The 16,625-nt window shown below is 39.4% G+C and carries 15 protein-coding genes; 4 read left to right on the plus strand and 11 right to left on the minus strand.

What is annotated here, in order from left to right:
- Positions 1-57: 57 nt before the first annotated feature.
- The 7 genes from AACV01_RS06180 to AACV01_RS06210 all read right to left on the minus strand — a co-directional run bounded on the left by AACV01_RS06180 (position 58) and on the right by AACV01_RS06210 (position 8,380).
- Complete coding sequence (locus AACV01_RS06180) at positions 58-1,290, minus strand: SGNH/GDSL hydrolase family protein (RefSeq protein WP_004249223.1); 1,233 nt, start codon at positions 1,288-1,290, stop codon at positions 58-60.
- Positions 1,265-2,458 carry an SGNH/GDSL hydrolase family protein gene (locus AACV01_RS06185; RefSeq protein ID WP_004245807.1) on the minus strand — a complete coding sequence of 398 codons (1,194 nt, stop codon included), beginning with the start codon at positions 2,456-2,458 and terminating at the stop codon, positions 1,265-1,267. The genes AACV01_RS06180 and AACV01_RS06185 overlap by 26 nt, the downstream gene beginning before the upstream one ends.
- Positions 2,445-3,863, minus strand: a complete 1,419-nt coding sequence (locus AACV01_RS06190) for an MBOAT family O-acyltransferase (RefSeq protein WP_161682597.1) — start codon at positions 3,861-3,863, stop codon at positions 2,445-2,447. Before AACV01_RS06190 ends, AACV01_RS06185 begins: the two co-directional genes overlap by 14 nt.
- 164 nt (positions 3,864-4,027) lie before the next feature.
- The gene (locus AACV01_RS06195; protein WP_004250146.1) at positions 4,028-4,822 is read right to left on the minus strand and encodes a protein bax; all 795 of its coding nucleotides are present in this window, start codon (positions 4,820-4,822) and stop codon (positions 4,028-4,030) included.
- A gap of 275 nt (positions 4,823-5,097) precedes the next feature.
- On the minus strand, positions 5,098-6,249 hold the full coding sequence (locus tag AACV01_RS06200; RefSeq protein ID WP_060554898.1) for a DUF4056 domain-containing protein: 1,152 nt from the start codon (positions 6,247-6,249) through the stop codon (positions 5,098-5,100).
- Entirely contained in the window at positions 6,249-7,391 is a 1,143-nt protein-coding gene (locus AACV01_RS06205; RefSeq protein ID WP_004245803.1) for a BamA/TamA family outer membrane protein, read from the minus strand. Before AACV01_RS06205 ends, AACV01_RS06200 begins: the two co-directional genes overlap by 1 nt.
- Complete coding sequence (locus AACV01_RS06210) at positions 7,391-8,380, minus strand: hypothetical protein (RefSeq protein WP_004249227.1); 990 nt, start codon at positions 8,378-8,380, stop codon at positions 7,391-7,393. Before AACV01_RS06210 ends, AACV01_RS06205 begins: the two co-directional genes overlap by 1 nt.
- Positions 8,381-8,737: 357 nt before the next feature.
- On the opposite strand from AACV01_RS06210, the gene AACV01_RS06215 reads away from it, so the two are divergent.
- The 4 genes from AACV01_RS06215 to caiF all read left to right on the plus strand — a co-directional run bounded on the left by AACV01_RS06215 (position 8,738) and on the right by caiF (position 12,174).
- On the plus strand, positions 8,738-9,199 hold the full coding sequence (locus AACV01_RS06215; protein ID WP_012368461.1) for a regulatory protein RecX: 462 nt from the start codon (positions 8,738-8,740) through the stop codon (positions 9,197-9,199).
- A gap of 328 nt (positions 9,200-9,527) precedes the next feature.
- Positions 9,528-10,139, plus strand: a complete 612-nt coding sequence (locus AACV01_RS06220) for a lytic polysaccharide monooxygenase (RefSeq protein WP_161682599.1) — start codon at positions 9,528-9,530, stop codon at positions 10,137-10,139.
- A 261-nt stretch (positions 10,140-10,400) separates the two neighbouring features.
- A complete protein-coding gene (gene fsa / locus AACV01_RS06225; RefSeq protein ID WP_004250150.1) occupies positions 10,401-11,063 on the plus strand; it encodes a fructose-6-phosphate aldolase in 663 nt (220 codons plus the stop codon).
- Positions 11,064-11,781: 718 nt separating this feature from the next.
- Positions 11,782-12,174 (plus strand): carnitine metabolism transcriptional regulator CaiF, encoded by a 393-nt coding sequence (gene caiF / locus AACV01_RS06230; RefSeq protein ID WP_004250151.1) that lies wholly within the window; start codon positions 11,782-11,784, stop codon positions 12,172-12,174.
- A 63-nt stretch (positions 12,175-12,237) separates the two neighbouring features.
- Here caiF and caiE read toward each other — a convergent pair whose 3' ends face one another.
- From caiE to caiB, 4 genes are all read right to left on the minus strand, one after another.
- A complete protein-coding gene (gene caiE, locus AACV01_RS06235) occupies positions 12,238-12,831 on the minus strand; it encodes a carnitine operon protein CaiE (RefSeq protein WP_094959327.1) in 594 nt (197 codons plus the stop codon).
- Between the two features lie 39 nt (positions 12,832-12,870).
- Positions 12,871-13,656, minus strand: a complete 786-nt coding sequence (caiD, locus tag AACV01_RS06240; protein WP_012368456.1) for a crotonobetainyl-CoA hydratase — start codon at positions 13,654-13,656, stop codon at positions 12,871-12,873.
- Positions 13,657-13,721: 65 nt separating this feature from the next.
- Positions 13,722-15,278: a crotonobetaine/carnitine-CoA ligase gene (caiC, locus tag AACV01_RS06245; protein ID WP_060555137.1), complete on the minus strand. Its 1,557-nt coding sequence runs from the start codon at positions 15,276-15,278 to the stop codon at positions 13,722-13,724.
- Between the two features lie 77 nt (positions 15,279-15,355).
- Complete coding sequence (gene caiB / locus AACV01_RS06250) at positions 15,356-16,576, minus strand: L-carnitine CoA-transferase (protein WP_004245794.1); 1,221 nt, start codon at positions 16,574-16,576, stop codon at positions 15,356-15,358.
- Positions 16,577-16,625: the final 49 nt, after the last annotated feature.

Raw genomic sequence — 16,625 nt, forward strand, 5'->3', positions numbered from 1 at the left:
GACAGAGAGTCTACATAACGAGAAAGGAGCTGAGGCTCCTTTTCGTTATAATAATATCTAACTTTTATTAATCAGCGCTGATAATTGGCTATAGAGAGTATTTGCACTACTTTCATACCCTTCACGAGAAAGGTGGACACCGTCCGGCCTTGCAAGATCATAAATAGACCATGCTTTAATTGAGCACTCTCCTCCCATATAATCGCGCCAATCCCAGAATAATGTACGCTCTTGTTGAGCTACTTCCTTTTGGATACGAATAATATCGGTTAACCATTGGGGTTGTTGAGAGCGACAATCTGATGCATCTTTATTCTTAATAGAATCCGACGGACCAATTAATAAAATGGCACTATTCGGGGCTTGCTGGCGGATTTGACGAATTTTTTCAACAAGCAGTTGTCGGTAAGCCACTAAATCAAAAGTATCATTAAAGGCTTCATTAGTGCCATAAGCTAAAATCACCATATCGGGATGTAATTGGCCTAATGTTTTACTCCACTGTGCTCCCCATTTATCCATCATATTAATGGTTGCGCCGTTAATACCTAATGCGGATAACATCACCCCTGGCTTTTGGTTGCTGATTAACCAACCGCCTAATTTAATCGGTTGGTTTTTACTAATCGTAATATTGATTGGGAAGGTGATCGTTGTGGGTTTAGAAAATTGCCATTCACCTTGTGTCTGTGAAAGTGAAAGCGTTTTACTGCCAGCGGATTGTAAATGGATTTGTGAAGCCGTAGGCGCCTTATATAACGCTTGTAATTGGTAACGCTGACCTGTTGTCGGATTTTCATTTAGTTGCAATGCTGACCATTTCGCGACTGGCTCAGCGATAAATCCTCCTAAGGGAAAATCAGGATCGCTTTCTTTGCGACTAGAAAGTAAATCCCACGCTTTTTTACTGCTTTGATATTGGATATTGGCAATACGTTGACCCGCAATAGCGGTAGGGGGAATAAAACCTATACCACCATTGCCATAATCAGCTTGAAAACGTTCACGTAGTTTACCACTGAAAAAATCCGCAGCGGTATGTGAATCACCCAACTGTACGATATGTACCCTTTGGCGTCGTTGCTTTAACTTTTGCGCAAAAGCGGCAAAGTTGGGATCGTGGTAGTTGTAGAGTTGTCTTGAACCATCTGCAGGTAACACGCTAGGTGTTGATAGCGTAAGAGATTTATCTTTCTCTTGGTTACAAGCGACTAACAGCGAAACCAAAGCCAGTATAATAGAACGACTGACTAAGGTTCGAGGTTTAAGGATGTGCGTTAATTGTTTCATTTGGCGTGACCATATTTTTGTCTGTTACATCATCTGGCACATCATCAACTTTTTGCAGATGGATACGCGAGAATACCTGCTGAGCAATGATTTGTTGCCCTTTTAAACTAAAGTGAATACCGTCGCCTGCTCTTAGCTTCACGCGGCTGCTACCATCACCGATATAATCAGAATAAATATCTTTTTCATATTTAAACATATCATTGACAGAAAGGTAAATTTCTCCCGTTTTTTCTGCTTCTTCCCGGTAAAGTTGATTTAGATAAGCCATACCTTGAGATAATTTTTGCTTACGCATATTCGGAGGACCAATCCAAATCACACTCACATTATGTTGGCGCGCATTATCAATAATGCTGGCGATACGTGCGCGATATAAGGTACCCCACGCTTCACTGGCAAATTTTAAATAACGTCCGCCACCATCTGGGGGCATGTCCCAAGGATCATTAGGCCCTAAAAAAACAACCAGTAACTTAATGGAATCATCGCTAGCTAACCGATTAGCAATAGTTTGAGGCCAATTAAAAAACTTAGGATAGGCTAATCCTGTGCTCTGTTTGCTCAAATCAATACTGCTTATATTATAATCTGTTTGCAATTGGCGTTTTAATAAGGGGGCAACGCCTTGCATCATTGAATCTCCAGCAAACAGCACTTTGTCTTTGGGAGATAATATGACATCTGTTTTTTGCACAATAGGTTTTTGGGCTTCAGCAGCGGCTTTTGTCAGATCAATAGTTGATGCATTTGCTAATGTACCTTGTGCATATTGACGTTGTAGGAGTTGCGGAAACTGTTGTGTTAATTGCGAAGCGGGGCGAGTATAGCCATTGATAAAATGTAGCCCTACTGCAAATCCTTCTGGAAAGGCGGTTTGTTCTTGACGAGGCGTTATTGGTTTAGCCTGATTATCCGGGTGATTAACTCGCAAATAATCACTATAGCTTGTTACTGCGACAAATACGCCATCTCGCAACTGACCTCCCACTTGCCAAGCATAATATTGTGATAAACCCGACCAAGGGGCAGGGCGATGGTATTGTTGTTGCCAAAAGCGCTCTAATGATGTTTGGTTTAGCCAAATAAGAAATAGTGTGCTGAAGAGCACCATTAAAGCCACTTTTACGGTCTTTTTTAAATTTGAACTGAAATCAAAAGCTGGCATAAATAAATCCCGGAACCCCATCAGGAGACAACATAAATATAATTGTAAGGATCAACGCTAATGGTAGTGGATAAACATACCAAGGCACTCTTTTCTCAAGTCGCGCAATAATTGCCCTTAAAGTGACAAAACAAGGATAAAGTAAGAACAGCCCCCAGAACATAAACAGGGTTAGCCCTTCGGCTTGTAGCGACTGCCAAGCACCTGCACTAAAGAGTTGTTGGATTAATATCCAAGCATCATTGACGGTTTGGCTGCGAAAAAAGATCCACGCAAAGCACACAAAATGGAAGGTAATTATCCAAGATAACAACATTTTTAATGATGCTAGCATGCTATTGGCGTCATGTTTGGCGGCGGGGAAAAGGCGGTGTTTGATATTTAATATCACCACACCAATACCATGAATGGCTCCCCAGATAATAAACGTCATAGCTGCGCCATGCCATAAACCAGAGATAACCATCGCGGCAAAGGCATTCATATTTTGTCGAATAACGCCCTTACGATTTCCCCCCAAAGGGATATAAACATAATCGCGAATAAACGTTGATAAACTTATATGCCAACGACGCCAAAAATCAGCAAGATTGATGGCTAAATAAGGTGCATTAAAGTTACGAGGGACAACAAAACCTAGTAATAGCGCAATACCTGTCACTAAATTGGTATAACCCGAGAAGTTAAAATAGATATGCCATGCATAAGCATAGGTCGCCACCAGTACTTGTCCGCTAGTGGCTAAATCAGGGGCATTAAAAATAGGATCGACATAATTTGTCGACAACCAACCACTTAACCAAAAGAGCTTAGCGATTGCTAATACAATCAGCATGATAGCCCCTTTATAGTCGATAATTTTACGGCTTGGTGCTTGAATTTGTGGTAAAAATTGTTTGGCACGATTAATCGGTCCCGCCACAATGCTTGGGAAAAAGCATAAGTAGAGCACGACATCAAGAAAAGGGGCTTTAGGGATCTCTTTGCGACACACTGAAACGACATAGCTAACAGAGTGGAAGATATAAAACGATAACCCTAATGGTGCCAGTAGTTCAATAATTGGTAATTCAACACTTAATCCCCACTGTGAGAATAGTTGTGTCAATGATTCTTGGAAAAATGAGTAATATTTAAAGGCAGTAAAATAGAGGGCAACTAACAGCCCCAGTAACCAATAAATCACTTTCGTTGATGTATAGCGGGTGAGTATATTGGCTAATGAGTAAATCAAAAGCGTATAGCTTAATAAGATAACAGCAGGACGGTAGTCGACATAGAATAGAAAAGCATAACTTACTATGATGAGTAAGATATTTTGGATCTTAACCTGTTTTTGGAAGAGCCAATAGATAATAAAAAAGCTCGTAAAGGCTCCGAGAAACTCGAATGAAAAAAAATTCATAAATGGCTCTAAGGGTGTGATTTAACAGTCATACCAAATGTGTTACTCCCTATATTATGAATTATTAGCTTGCTTTCAATCAAAAGATTATCTTGTGATAAATAAAAGCCACTTTTCAGATAAATGAAAAGTGGCTTTTGTTTGCTATGAATAGCTATTTAGGACTAACTTTCTCGTTTCGACTGTAACTGAACTTGCGTGATCAGCTTCTTATTTGAGTCGAACATTTCGGTCAGATAATCATTGTAACTTGAACCTAATTCTGAATAGCCTTTCAAGTCGGTGATTAACTGGCGTGGATCGAGTTGCTGTTGCGTCATTCTTTGCTGTGCTCTTGATGAGCGCAGTGAATTATAGGCGCGGTGCGTATTGAGATTACGCATATAAGCAATCACTGAGCCTTCAATATCCGGGTAGGCTGCATAGCCTTTGGTTTTCCCAGGGACATTATTGCAAGACCGGTTACCACATCGCATACCGAATAAGTTATTGTTTTGCTGTGCCAATTTTGATGTTCCCCAACCTGATTCTGTTGCGGCTTGCGTTGCGACAAAATGAGTCGGAATAATATCAACGCGAGCCAGTAACGAATCCCAATTCACTTTTTTGGGGCTGGTACATGTTACGCCATAGTATTGACAGATTTCACGCAGTTTTTTCAAATCTGCGCTGCCCCAGTGTTGGGCTTTACGTTGAGCGGTTAACCACTCACGATCTCTCAATATCTTATTATTAATGTTATCAATAATAGGAACTATGACATTTAAAAACGCTTTCTTACGCTGAGTTCCCGAGGGATATTTTTTCAAATCTGGCAACGAGGTTGTCGTGCTTTTGAATGTATCCGCCTGCAGCATTCGGGAACTGCCGGTACTGGTAGAGGCAAAACTCACACCAGTAAAGAGTAGTGAAATCAAGAAAGCGAAGACGGCACTTGTCCTCATCAATTGAGAGGGCATTGCTTCTCCTCGTTTAACTGGATAAAAATCGAACGAATACTAGCAAATTACTTTTTCTATAGCTACAAAATATCGCCTTACATTAGGATAACTACGAGTGCATTGTTAATAAAATGTATCTTATTTACTGGAACGCCTCGTTTTATAATCGCTTTTTTCTTTTAACAAAAAATGTGATTTTTGATTATTGTTCAGTTATTCTTATATAAATTAATGCTATTTAACTCAAATTTATCATAATTTAGCGTTTTTAATATGTCAATTTTGTTCAATGTTTAGTCATTTTTTGTTGTTTTTGGTCGAGTTTTTTGATCAATTTGGCGAGCTTTTTCTGCTAAATCAGCAAAATCCGCTTCTTTCCAATAAGTTTTAGGGATGGGTAAATTTGCCATCTGTTTAGTAGGCCAAAGCTGAAATTCTGCTAATTGTTTTAAAGAATAGCCTGCGTAAACATCGGGTAATGTCAGGTAATGAGGTGGAGTTGTCTCCCCAAAAGGCAATACCGGATAGCGTTTATCAGCAAGATGATAATCACGCTTTAATACTAAAAATTTATCGGGTACCCGCTCTTGGCTATTCCACCATTGACCATCAATTAAATCAAACCACTGCTGGGTGGCCTGACGAGGTTGCGCCTCTAGTTGAGCGAGTGCTGAGGGAATAATACGCTGCATTGATTGGTTATAGTACTCAAGGTTTGTGGCATCACCATTGAGGATCAGGGTAAGTGATAAGCGCGCCCCTATTAGGTTAGAGTAGAGATCTTCTGGTGAGAATGCGGAGATCCCTTCTGAAAATCCCGCCACAGAGCGATAACCGTACCACTGTGCAATCTCATGCCATACGGCAAGGCGATAAGCTAAACGCGCGGCAAGATAAGCACTTAAGGTATAACGTTGTCGATCACTACTAGGAGGAGTAAAGCGGTTAAAGTGAATTTTACGCTGTGCTAATTCTTCACTAAGTGTTAGCGTCCACTCTTGGCCTAATTTGGGATAGATATGGCTAAAGAGATAATAAGTATAATCTGCGGTATCACGAATATGGGCGATATCAAGAAAGCCCCCTTTATGTGAATAGACTATGCCCGACTTTTCACTGCCTATGCCTAATACTGCGGCAGTTCCCAGCCAAAAGTTATCGTTATAGCGATGATCACCTAAAGTAGAAGCTTCAACAATATTATCGATACGATAAAAGGGGATAGGTATTCCCCATGCTTTAACTTTTAAATTATAGCCAAAAGCACAGCAAGGCCTTAATCCATTAGGCGCATCAAGTGCGGGGGGCGTTTGCCAAACTTGTGAGGCTTCTTCTTGAGTTTCACTTTCCAGATGAGCGGCAATGGTTTCAGACACAGATGAGGTAGTGCATCCTGAAATGACCAATATGAAGATGATATTAAAAATAGCCAAACGCGTTAACATCAAAATGCCTCACCCACTTGGAAATAAAATCCCGTGCTCTCTTTACCGACACCAAAATCGAGGCGTACATTCATGCGTGGTTTAAATTCAAAACGATAACCAATACCAACACTGGGTAGCCAATGTCCTTTACCGAGATCACGTGCTTGATTACTCAATGTGCCACCTCCGGCCCATAATGCAATACCATGACGCCAACTAAGTTTTTGCCGATACTCTATCTGACTAGAAAAGACATGATTATCTTGATAACGCCCTTCATAATAGCCACGCATCTGATGGCCGTTACTTAATTTAGACAGTTGCGTCCATGGTACATCTCCTGAGGTAAAGCGAGCATAGCTATCAAAGGCGAGTACCGCATCTTCGGTTAATGGATAATAATAGTTGTACTGCATTTGAGTTGCATTAAAACGGTTATTACTACCGGTATCCGATGAATAATGAGTATAGCTAATATCAAAGGCTTGGCCTTGGCGAGCGTTAGGCAAAAAATCGCGACTGTCGTAGGTAAAGCGCACACTTAATCCTGAACTGGTAGAGCGTAATGGCAAATGACGTTTGCTCATATAGGCTTTAAACTCATCATCAGGTGCTGCTGCTTGTAAGTTAGCGTAATCCCAACCTAAGCCAATATAGGTGTTTTTGGTAATTTGACGTAGCAATGTCGGCGTTAAATGTAGCTCTTGTGAACGATATTGTGCAAAGTTCTTTTTAACTCGTCCTTCATGATAGCCTTGTCCCCAAAAGTTGGTCGGCACATTATTTAATGCGCCAGTAAGGTAAAAGCGCCATGTATCATCAGCAAGGTAAGTATAGTTACTAAAAGTCATACCAAAAGCCCCGGTTGATGAACCAAAGCCACTTAATGACAGTGATGAAATTTTACTGTCGGGACGACTATCTGCTTGATAAAGCCCAACAACGGCGATCCCAAGCCCCAACTCTAATTCAGGGGTATAGAAAGGCCCGGGTAAAACGCCCCAGTCGATGGTTTTACTGCGATCAAAATTATTGCTCCCTCCTAGTTGATTTAACCATTGGTCGATTTGTTGTCTATCAGGAAAGAGTTGGGCATTCGCTGTGTGTGAAATAAATAGGCTGGCAAAGGCCAGCCCATAAATAAAAGATGTTTTAACCATTAAAAACGGAACTCACCAGAAACAAAGAAACTATTACGATTATTAAAGCCCACTTCGGTGATCACATTAAAGTTACGGGTGACTTCTAAACGAGCCCCTACCGTTTGGTTCCATTTATGAGCAAGATGTTGTTCAACGTCGAATTTAATATTGCCACCAAATGAATTAACCATATCTTCAAAGTTAGCTGGTAAGCTTAATTTACTTACGTCACCTTTGAAGCGTTGGGTAATATCTTGATACATGGCACCTGTCCACACTTGTAGCTTGGTATTACCTTGGCCGGTGATTAAAGGTTGAAAAACAAATTCATAGCCAACACGAGGTGAAATGACTAAGGCTTTAATATCCCCATCAAGAATATCAAGACTTGTTTTGGTGTAGTTTAAATCAAAAGTACCAAAAAATTGGTTATAACCACCCGCTAAAGTAAAACCAGCACCATAGGTTTTTCCTTCAAAATCTAAATTAAATATTTCATTTTTAGCAACAGGGATAACCAAAGGGCCGATTTGAACATTAACATTTTTTAAGACTGAACGAGATGTACCTTTTGTTTTACCATATAAGCCATAAACATTGAAAAAAGGCAAAACCCAACTATCTAATTTGAGCATATGAGTTTCACTCTTTTCGCGTGTATGTCCAACATCAATTTTGACTATATCACTAAGTTGAGGTAGTGCTGGTGATGAAAAACCAATTTTATCCACAATAATATCTTGACGTAGATTCATATAGCTATAGCTTGCACCAAATGGCTCTGGTAAATCATAACCACGGGCGCGAGCTTCATCACCCCAAATAGGTAATACGCGAGATTGGCTTGCAGGAGTACGGGTATCTAACGAACCTTCGCTATTTAACGCAGTGCCGCCAGATTGGCTTACACTTAAAGAGAGCAGAGGGCGATCGCTATCCGCATAAGAAAAGCCAGTAGCAAGAAGAGAGGCAGCAAACACTACCTTATTAAAATGAGAAAAGTTCATATATAACCCACAAAAATAAAAAATAACCAAATAGTAAGTAAAAGAGTAGCGCGAAATTTTAGTCTTTTTCTTATATATGGTCACCAGCTATAAGTGCTAATTGCAGATAAAAATGCTTAGCAATATGTATTATCACGGTATTATCTAAGTGTTTTTAACTAATAATCATCTTTATCTTCAGTTATTCTTAATAAAAGCAGATGATTTTATGGTGATAAATAACGGGGTTTACCAAGCGTGATTGTACTATTTTTGTACAGCTATTGATAAGTTCCGATTAATTGGTCGCATTGATAAGTAACTGCGATAAGATATGCAGGATACCAAACTGGGGTGCAATAACATTAAGGAGTTGCGATGACTTATGATGAATTATACCAATACGCTATATTTATGTTGTCGCGTCGTGATTATGGTACCACTGAGCTGAAACGCCGTTTAGCACGAAGGATCAACGAAGTCGATAAAGCTAAACAGAGCACAACCGATGAAAGATGCTTAGAGCAAGTGATCGAGCGATTATTAGAAGGCCAATATCTGGATGATAATCGCACGGTATATGCTTTTTTTCGTCGTTATTTAAGTAAATCTTATGGCCCGCTGCGTATTCGCCAAGAGTTACGGCAAAAAGGCTTTCCCAGTGAAATTATTGCACGGGTACTAGAAGAAACAGAAACTGATTGGTATGCACTCTGCCAAGATCTTAAAGAGAAAAAATTTGGTACAGGTAAACCCAAAGATTTTAAAGAAAGAGCGAAACAGATCCGCTATCTCCAATATCGAGGGTTTACTTCTGATTATATCAATGCGTTATTTTAATTGATTAACGAAGTGCCATGGCATATTTATCATCAAACTAATTTTTATAAAGAATAGTTAATTTAAGTGAAATGTTAATTTAAAACTATTCTTTAATAATAAACTTATTTTATATACTCTTGTTTATATTTTTATTATTTCAATAGTTAATCATCATCTAATAAATATTAAATGACTGTTTTAGTCTCCTTTTAATATTAAATTAAATGACGATATTGCTCACAGATTTTAATAAATATATATTTAATTATCTATTTTTGACTAATATCTAATGTGATTGACATAATCATTATATTTTAAAAAATTTAATTATTATTGAGGATTTATTATGAAGAAAAATAAACTTATGCTATTTACTGCAACATTATTATTATCATCTGCAGGTATTATTTCAACAGCATCAGCTGAGGTGACATTAAAGCATGGCTATATTGATATCCCACCCAGCAGAGCTTTTCTTTGTTCATCCGAAGGGGAGAATTTAAATAAAAATTGTGGTCCGATACAGTATGAACCGCAATCCATTGAAGGGGATAAAGGGTTCCCTAAAGGTGGCCCAGCAGATGGTGAAATTGCCAGTGGTGGAAAGGCAACTTTTTCTGCTTTAAATGCACAAAGTGCAGATCGCTGGCATAAAGTGGCAATGAAAAGTGACGAAAATACTTTTAAGTGGACATTAACTGCAAAACATAGCACTGAATCATGGCGCTTCTTTATTACTAAACCCGGGTGGGATGTTAATAAACCATTGACCCGTGCTGATTTTGATTTAACACCTTTCTGCCAACGAAATGATAATGGGAAAATACCCACAGAAACCGTAACATTAAATTGTAATATACCAGAGCGTTCTGGTTATCAAATTATTTTAGGTGTTTGGGATATTGCTGATACGGGTAATGCTTTTTATCAAGTTATTGATGCTGAATTTAAAAAATAACTCGCTATATTTTATTTAAATAATTATTTTTGTCATACTGTTAATCTTAACACTATTAAGATTTTGGCTAGGATTAATAACAAAAAATTATATTAATGATAAGAATTAAATAAATATAACGGTTATTTTTGTTTAATTGTTAGCGCCGTGAAAATGGCGCTATTTTCATTAAACTGACTGGAAATCCTTCGCTCACAATGCTACTTTCTAATCTATACCTATAATTATTTAGCTTAAAACCAACATCATTGAGGCGCGATTATGGAAATCTATTTAGATACCGCAGATATTGAAGAAGTGAGAAAACTTTCACAAGTGCTTCCTATTGCTGGTGTCACTACCAATCCTTCTATTATTGCTCAATCAGCGCAGCCCATTGAAACGTTATTACCTGAATTAAAAGCCGCTATGGGTGGCAAAGGGCGGATATTTGCGCAGGTGATTGCCCGTGATATCGATACCATGATTGAAGAAGCATTGCGCATTGGTAATATTGCCGATAATACTGTGATTAAAATTCCCGTCACTGAAGCTGGCTTGGTTGCTATTAAACAATTAAAGCAAAAAAATATGTTGGTATTGGGGACTGCTATTTACAGTGTGTCTCAAGGGTTGATGGCGGCGCTAGCAGGGGCTGATTATATCGCTCCTTATGTGCATCGTATGGATAGACAAGGCTCTGATGGTGTGAGAGTAGTAAGAGAGTTGCAAACGCTGATTTCCATGCATAATTTACCCACTAAAATACTGGCAGCTAGTTTTAAAACACCACGCCAAGTGGTTGATTGTCTGTTGTCTGGCGCTTCGGCAGTAACCCTTCCGATAGAGCTTGCCTACTCTATTATCCGTTCACCCGTAGTCGATGATGCGATTAATAAATTTACTGATGATTGGTCATTAGCCTTTAATCGCCAATCATTGTAATGATTTTATTGTGTTTGTTATTTGGCGCCATTTAATGTTAATGGCGCCAATAAAATAATAATCATAGGTAAAATAAATATTATTCTTATTCAATTTTTCTGTCTATATTAAATAAAATCGCTATTGATAAAATAGAGTGTTTTAAAAGAATAGAATGCTGAATGTTGTACTATATTGTAGAAATATTGTCTGATTAAATTGATTGATAATAATTTATTATATCGACTTATGTTTTTAAAGTAAGATTATTCTCTACCAAATTATCATGTACGCGGATAAGGCGTAATTTAGTCACTTATTGATTTATATCTAATAATAAGTTGCCTTTCTGGTAATCTAAAAATAAATCTATTACTATAACCTTAGCATTTTAATGGATTAATAATATAATATTTTTATGCTATTTTGTTGTTTATAAACACTTTTATCATGTTCTTTTATTCTTTTTGTCCGTTCTTACTGTAAACTCAGTAAGTTGATTTTATTTATTTTTATTAGTGTTATTTTATATTTAATAACAACAAAATAAATTGTAATTAATGTGTTAATTAAAGAGTTTGGTTGTTAATGATATACAAAATATTATTTATTTTTAAATAACTAACTGAATGAATTAACAGGGAAAGCCGATACTCCGCGGTTAAATAAAATTAACATATAGTTATTATCTTTATTTAGAGATAAATAAACTTTGATTTGTAATATTGTTGGAGTAAATATGTGTGAAGAAGACATAAATAAACCACTCTATTTGTTAATTGCAGACTGGGTTCAAGAGCAACAACGCTGGGTGAGTGCGAAAGAGATCGCTAAAAATTTTGATATCCCCCAATGTAATGCGATTAATATCGTTTCTTATATTCTTTCTGATGTAAAAGAGATTGAGTGTGAAACCAAAAGTGTGCCTAATCAATTGGAAGGAAGAGGGTGCCAATGCCAACGGATGATCAAAGTCAGTCATATTGATCCTGCTCTTTACTCTCGTTTAAAAGGTCATACGCAAAGTAAAAGTCGTTTAAGCGCCCCAGAGAAATTAGCAGCTATGATCCCCCATGGGCTGAATCACCAACAAAAATGGCAATGGATGTTGTCAAAATCACAACGGCGTTAATTGATAGCCGAGTGTTAAAATAAAGCAATACGACAGGCGTTTGTTGTGCCTGTCGCTGTTGGTTTATTGACCTTTAGGTTTTACCTCTGTCGTGCCCCTTAAACGAGGACGATTAGCTTCAGGGGCTGTTAATGGTGTAGTTTCAACTAAGCCTTGACGACAACGAACAGTGAGATCTTGATATTCACGAGTGTTCATACGTTTCCACTGCATATCTTGGTCGCTAATATCACGTACATGTTTTGCTGGGCTTCCCATTAACATTTGTCGCGCCTGCCCTTGAAAGCCCGCTTTCACAAAGCTCATGGCGGCAACAATACTTTCCTCACCAATGACCGCACCATCCATAATCACGCTATTCATACCGACTAGGCTATCACGACCGATAATACAACTGTGAAGAATAGCACCATGACCAATATGACCATTTTCTTGCACAATGGTATCCATATCCGTATAGCCATGCATAACACAGCCATCTTGAAGATTTGCACCTGCTTCAACAATTAAACGGCCATAATCACCCCGTAATGAAGCCAAAGGGCCAATATAAACACCAGCACCAATAATGACATCGCCAATTAGTACTGCTGATGGGTGAATGTAAGCTGTTGGATGAACAACAGGAATAACCCCTTCAAATGCATAGATACTCATCAGTTTTCCTCTTAGTTGTATTATCAATTCAAGTGATAATTACCGTCCTTTCCATTCAGGTGAGCGTTTTTCGGCAAAGGCTAGCGGGCCTTCGAGTGCATCTTCTGAATGTAAAACACGTGGGTAATATTTTAGAACACCACTGCGCATTAATTTGTAGCCTTCTTCAATCGAAAGCTCGCTAGTGGCACGGTAGATCTCTTTTAATGCAGCGACTGCAAGTGGCGCACTGTTGGCGATTTGATCGGCTAATTCACGGGCGCTATCCATCAGTTCAGTCGCACTGACAACGCGGTTAGCAATGCCCCAGCGTAGCGCCTCTTGTGCATTCATACGACGGCCAGTCATGAGCATTTCATTGACAATTGCAGGAGGTAAGCGTTTAGGTAAACGTAAAACACCGCCACTGTCAGGAACAATACCTAATTGTGCTTCTGGCAAGGCAAAAGAAGCATTGTCTGAACAAATTATCATGTCGGCTGCCAGTGCTAATTCAAAGCCACCCCCAAAAGCATAGCCGTTAATGGCAGCAATGACAGGTTTATTAAGATCAAATAATTCCGTTAAGCCCGCAAAGCCACCAGCACCAAAGTCTGCATCAGGGGCTTCTCCTTCAGCTGCGGCTTTCAAATCCCAGCCGGCACAAAAGAATCGTTCACCAGCACCTGTAATAATGGCAACGCGTAAACTAGGATCATCACGAAAACGCATAAATACCTCACCCATTTCATGGCTGGTTTTGGCATCAATTGCATTGGCTTTCGGTCTATCTAATATAATTTCAAGCACTGAACCACGTGTTGTTAGATGTAATGATTGGCTCATGTCATATTCCTTTTTCAATAAAAATAAGCAGTTATAATTAACTGTCACGAAAACCCACTTATGGCTTATTGCAAATGCTTTTTGATCACTTTGCCCGAGCAATTACGTGGTAACCCCTGTTTAAACTCAACGGCGGAAGGCACTTTAAATTTCGCCATATTCTGTTCACAAAAGGCGAAAAAGGCTTCTTCACTTAACGTTTCACCGTCAACCAGTACCACAAAGGCTTTAATGGCTTCATCGCGAATATCATCAGGTACACCAATTACTGCTACATCTTGGATTTTAGGGTGTGATGCGATGATATTTTCAATTTCAATACAAGAGACGTTTTCACCACCGCGTTTGATCATGTTGCAACTGCGATCAACAAAATAGAAAAAGCCTTCGTCATCTCGATAACCATAGTCACCCGTGTGTAACCAACCATCAGGCTCTAGCGCTTTTTCTGTTGCATCGGGGCGATTGTAATACTCTTTAAATAAGGTTTTTCCCGCTTCACCTTTGACGCAGATCTCACCGACTACACCGTTAGGAACTTGCTGATTTTGTTTGTCGCGAATTTGCGCTTGATAACAAAATCCCGGTCTACCAATAGATGGCCAGCGGCGTTTATCACCAGGTCTGTCACCGATTAAGCCAACAATGGTTTCTGTCATGCCGTAAGAGGTGAGTAATCGCACATTAAAGCGTTCAATAAAGGCATCTTTCTCCTCATCTGCAAGATTGAGGTAAAACATCACTTCGCGCAGTTTATGTTGCTTTTCATCTGGTGAGACTGGTTGTGCCATTAAGGTGCGCATCATCATGGGTATGCATTCTGTTACCGTTGCTTGGTATTTGAGAATTTGCTTCCAGAAGGCTCTTGCACTGTATTTTTCCAGTAGTACAAATGTGGCACCTACAGAAAAAGCAGGAAGTGATGCGGTACACTGGCAATCGATATGAAAAGCAGGCATGACGGTAAGATAGATATCATCTTCCCGTAAGGCGTTCTGCCATGAGGAGTAGTAGCCAGCAAAACGTAAATTATAATGCGTAATAACTACTCCTTTGGGTTGTGAAGTAGTACCTGAGGTAAAAAGGATTTCAGCCGTGTCATCCACACTTAATGGGGTGTGATGATTAAGCGTAACGGGATGCTTGGCTTTTTCACTTAAAAAATCAACAACCCCTTGTTCAGTGGGGAGACAGTTTTCTGTTATTAAAAACAGTTGCGTTAAAGGAGAGTGCTTATCGTGCAACATCGGTTGGTAAATTGGAGAGAAATTATCACTTGTTACCACAAAGTGTGCTTGGCAATGGTTAATGATCCAAGCACTCTCTTCATACATAAAGCGGGCATTAATGGGCACCATAACAGCGCCAATTTTTGCCAGTCCAAACCAGCAAAAGAAAAATTCTGGGCAGTTATCAAGATGTAAGGCAACATGGTCGCCTTTTTTTATACCACAGGCATGAAAAAGATTTGCGGCTCTGTTGATCTCTTCATTTAATTCACTGTAGCTAAATTGTCTGACTTTCCCTTGTGCAGATTCAAAAATTAGCGCTGTTTTTTTATCATAAACTTCAGCTAAATCATCCCACATTTGCCGTAAGTGTTGTCTGCCAATCACATCCATTAAACTGTTATCCCATGCTTTTGCCGTAAGCTCAGGTATTGTGGGATAGTGCCACTTGTACCTGAGTCTAACGGTATTTACTCTACGATTTTAGCTAGCCCTTTATCGACTAGCTCCCTAATTTGTTCGTCGCTATAACCGATATTTTTCAAAATCGCATTGGTATCCATGCCGTGAGCAGGCATACCACGCCAGATTTTTCCTGGATTATTTTTGAATTTCGGCATGATATTTGGTCCCTTACAGGTTTCACCACTCATCGTTTTCCATTGAGTAATTGACTCTCGAGCCACGTATTGTGGATTGCCTTCTAATTCAGGAATGGTTAACACTTTTGCACTGGCAATATTGAGTTCAGATAGGCGTTTTAGTACGGCGGTAATCGGCTGGTTGGCTAGCCATTCATCTAATTTATCTTCAAAGAGTTGACCATGAGGGCAATTAATACGGTGGATCAGTTGTGTCCCTTTGGGGACTTCAGGAGTACCTAATAGATGAGCAAGACCAATATCTTTAAAAATTTCTTCAATTTGAGTGATGCCGACCACTTCCATCACGATATAACCATCTTGGCAACGGTATAAGCCACAGCCGGCATAGTATGGATCTTTGCCTTTGGTCATTCGTGGACAGATTTCTCCGCCATTAAAATAGTCCATCATAAAGTATTGCCCCATTCGCAACATTACTTCATACATTGCAATATCAATACTTTCCCCTTTGCCCGTTTGTTGCACTTTGTACAGTGCCGCTAATGCTGAGGTGGTTGCCGTCATACCAGAGAAATAGTCAGCGGTATAAGGAAAAGCGGGCATAGGTTGGTCTTTATCGCCGTTTTGAATGAGATAGCCACTAAATGCTTGAGCAATAGTGTTGTAGGCTGGAAGGTTGGTATATTGCGGATCGCCATATTGACCAAAGCCGGATAAGTGCGCGATAACCAATTTAGGGTTATGCTCCCATAAAACCTCATCGGTAATACCGCGACGGGCAAAGGCAGGACCTTTGCTGGCTTCGATAAAAATATCCGTGGTTTCCATTAATTTTAGGAAAGCATCACGGCCTTCGTCTTTGAAAATATTTAACGATAACGCATGTAGATTGCGACGGGAAAGCTGTGGATAATGGGGTTGAACACGAATGGTATCCGCCCATGCAACGTTTTCAATCCAAATGACCTCCGCACCCCACTCTGCAAACATCTGTCCTGCAAATGGCCCGGCAATCTCAATACCTGAAAACACCACACGAACTCCAGCTAGTGGCCCAAATTGTGGCATGGGTAAATGTTCTGTCATAATGTCACCTCGTCAGTGGACTGTTTGAACACTCCCTCACTCGATGTTA

Origin of the sequence: Proteus sp. G2609 (assembly GCF_963896135.1) — a bacterium.
GTDB classification, from domain to species: domain Bacteria; phylum Pseudomonadota; class Gammaproteobacteria; order Enterobacterales; family Enterobacteriaceae; genus Proteus; species Proteus mirabilis.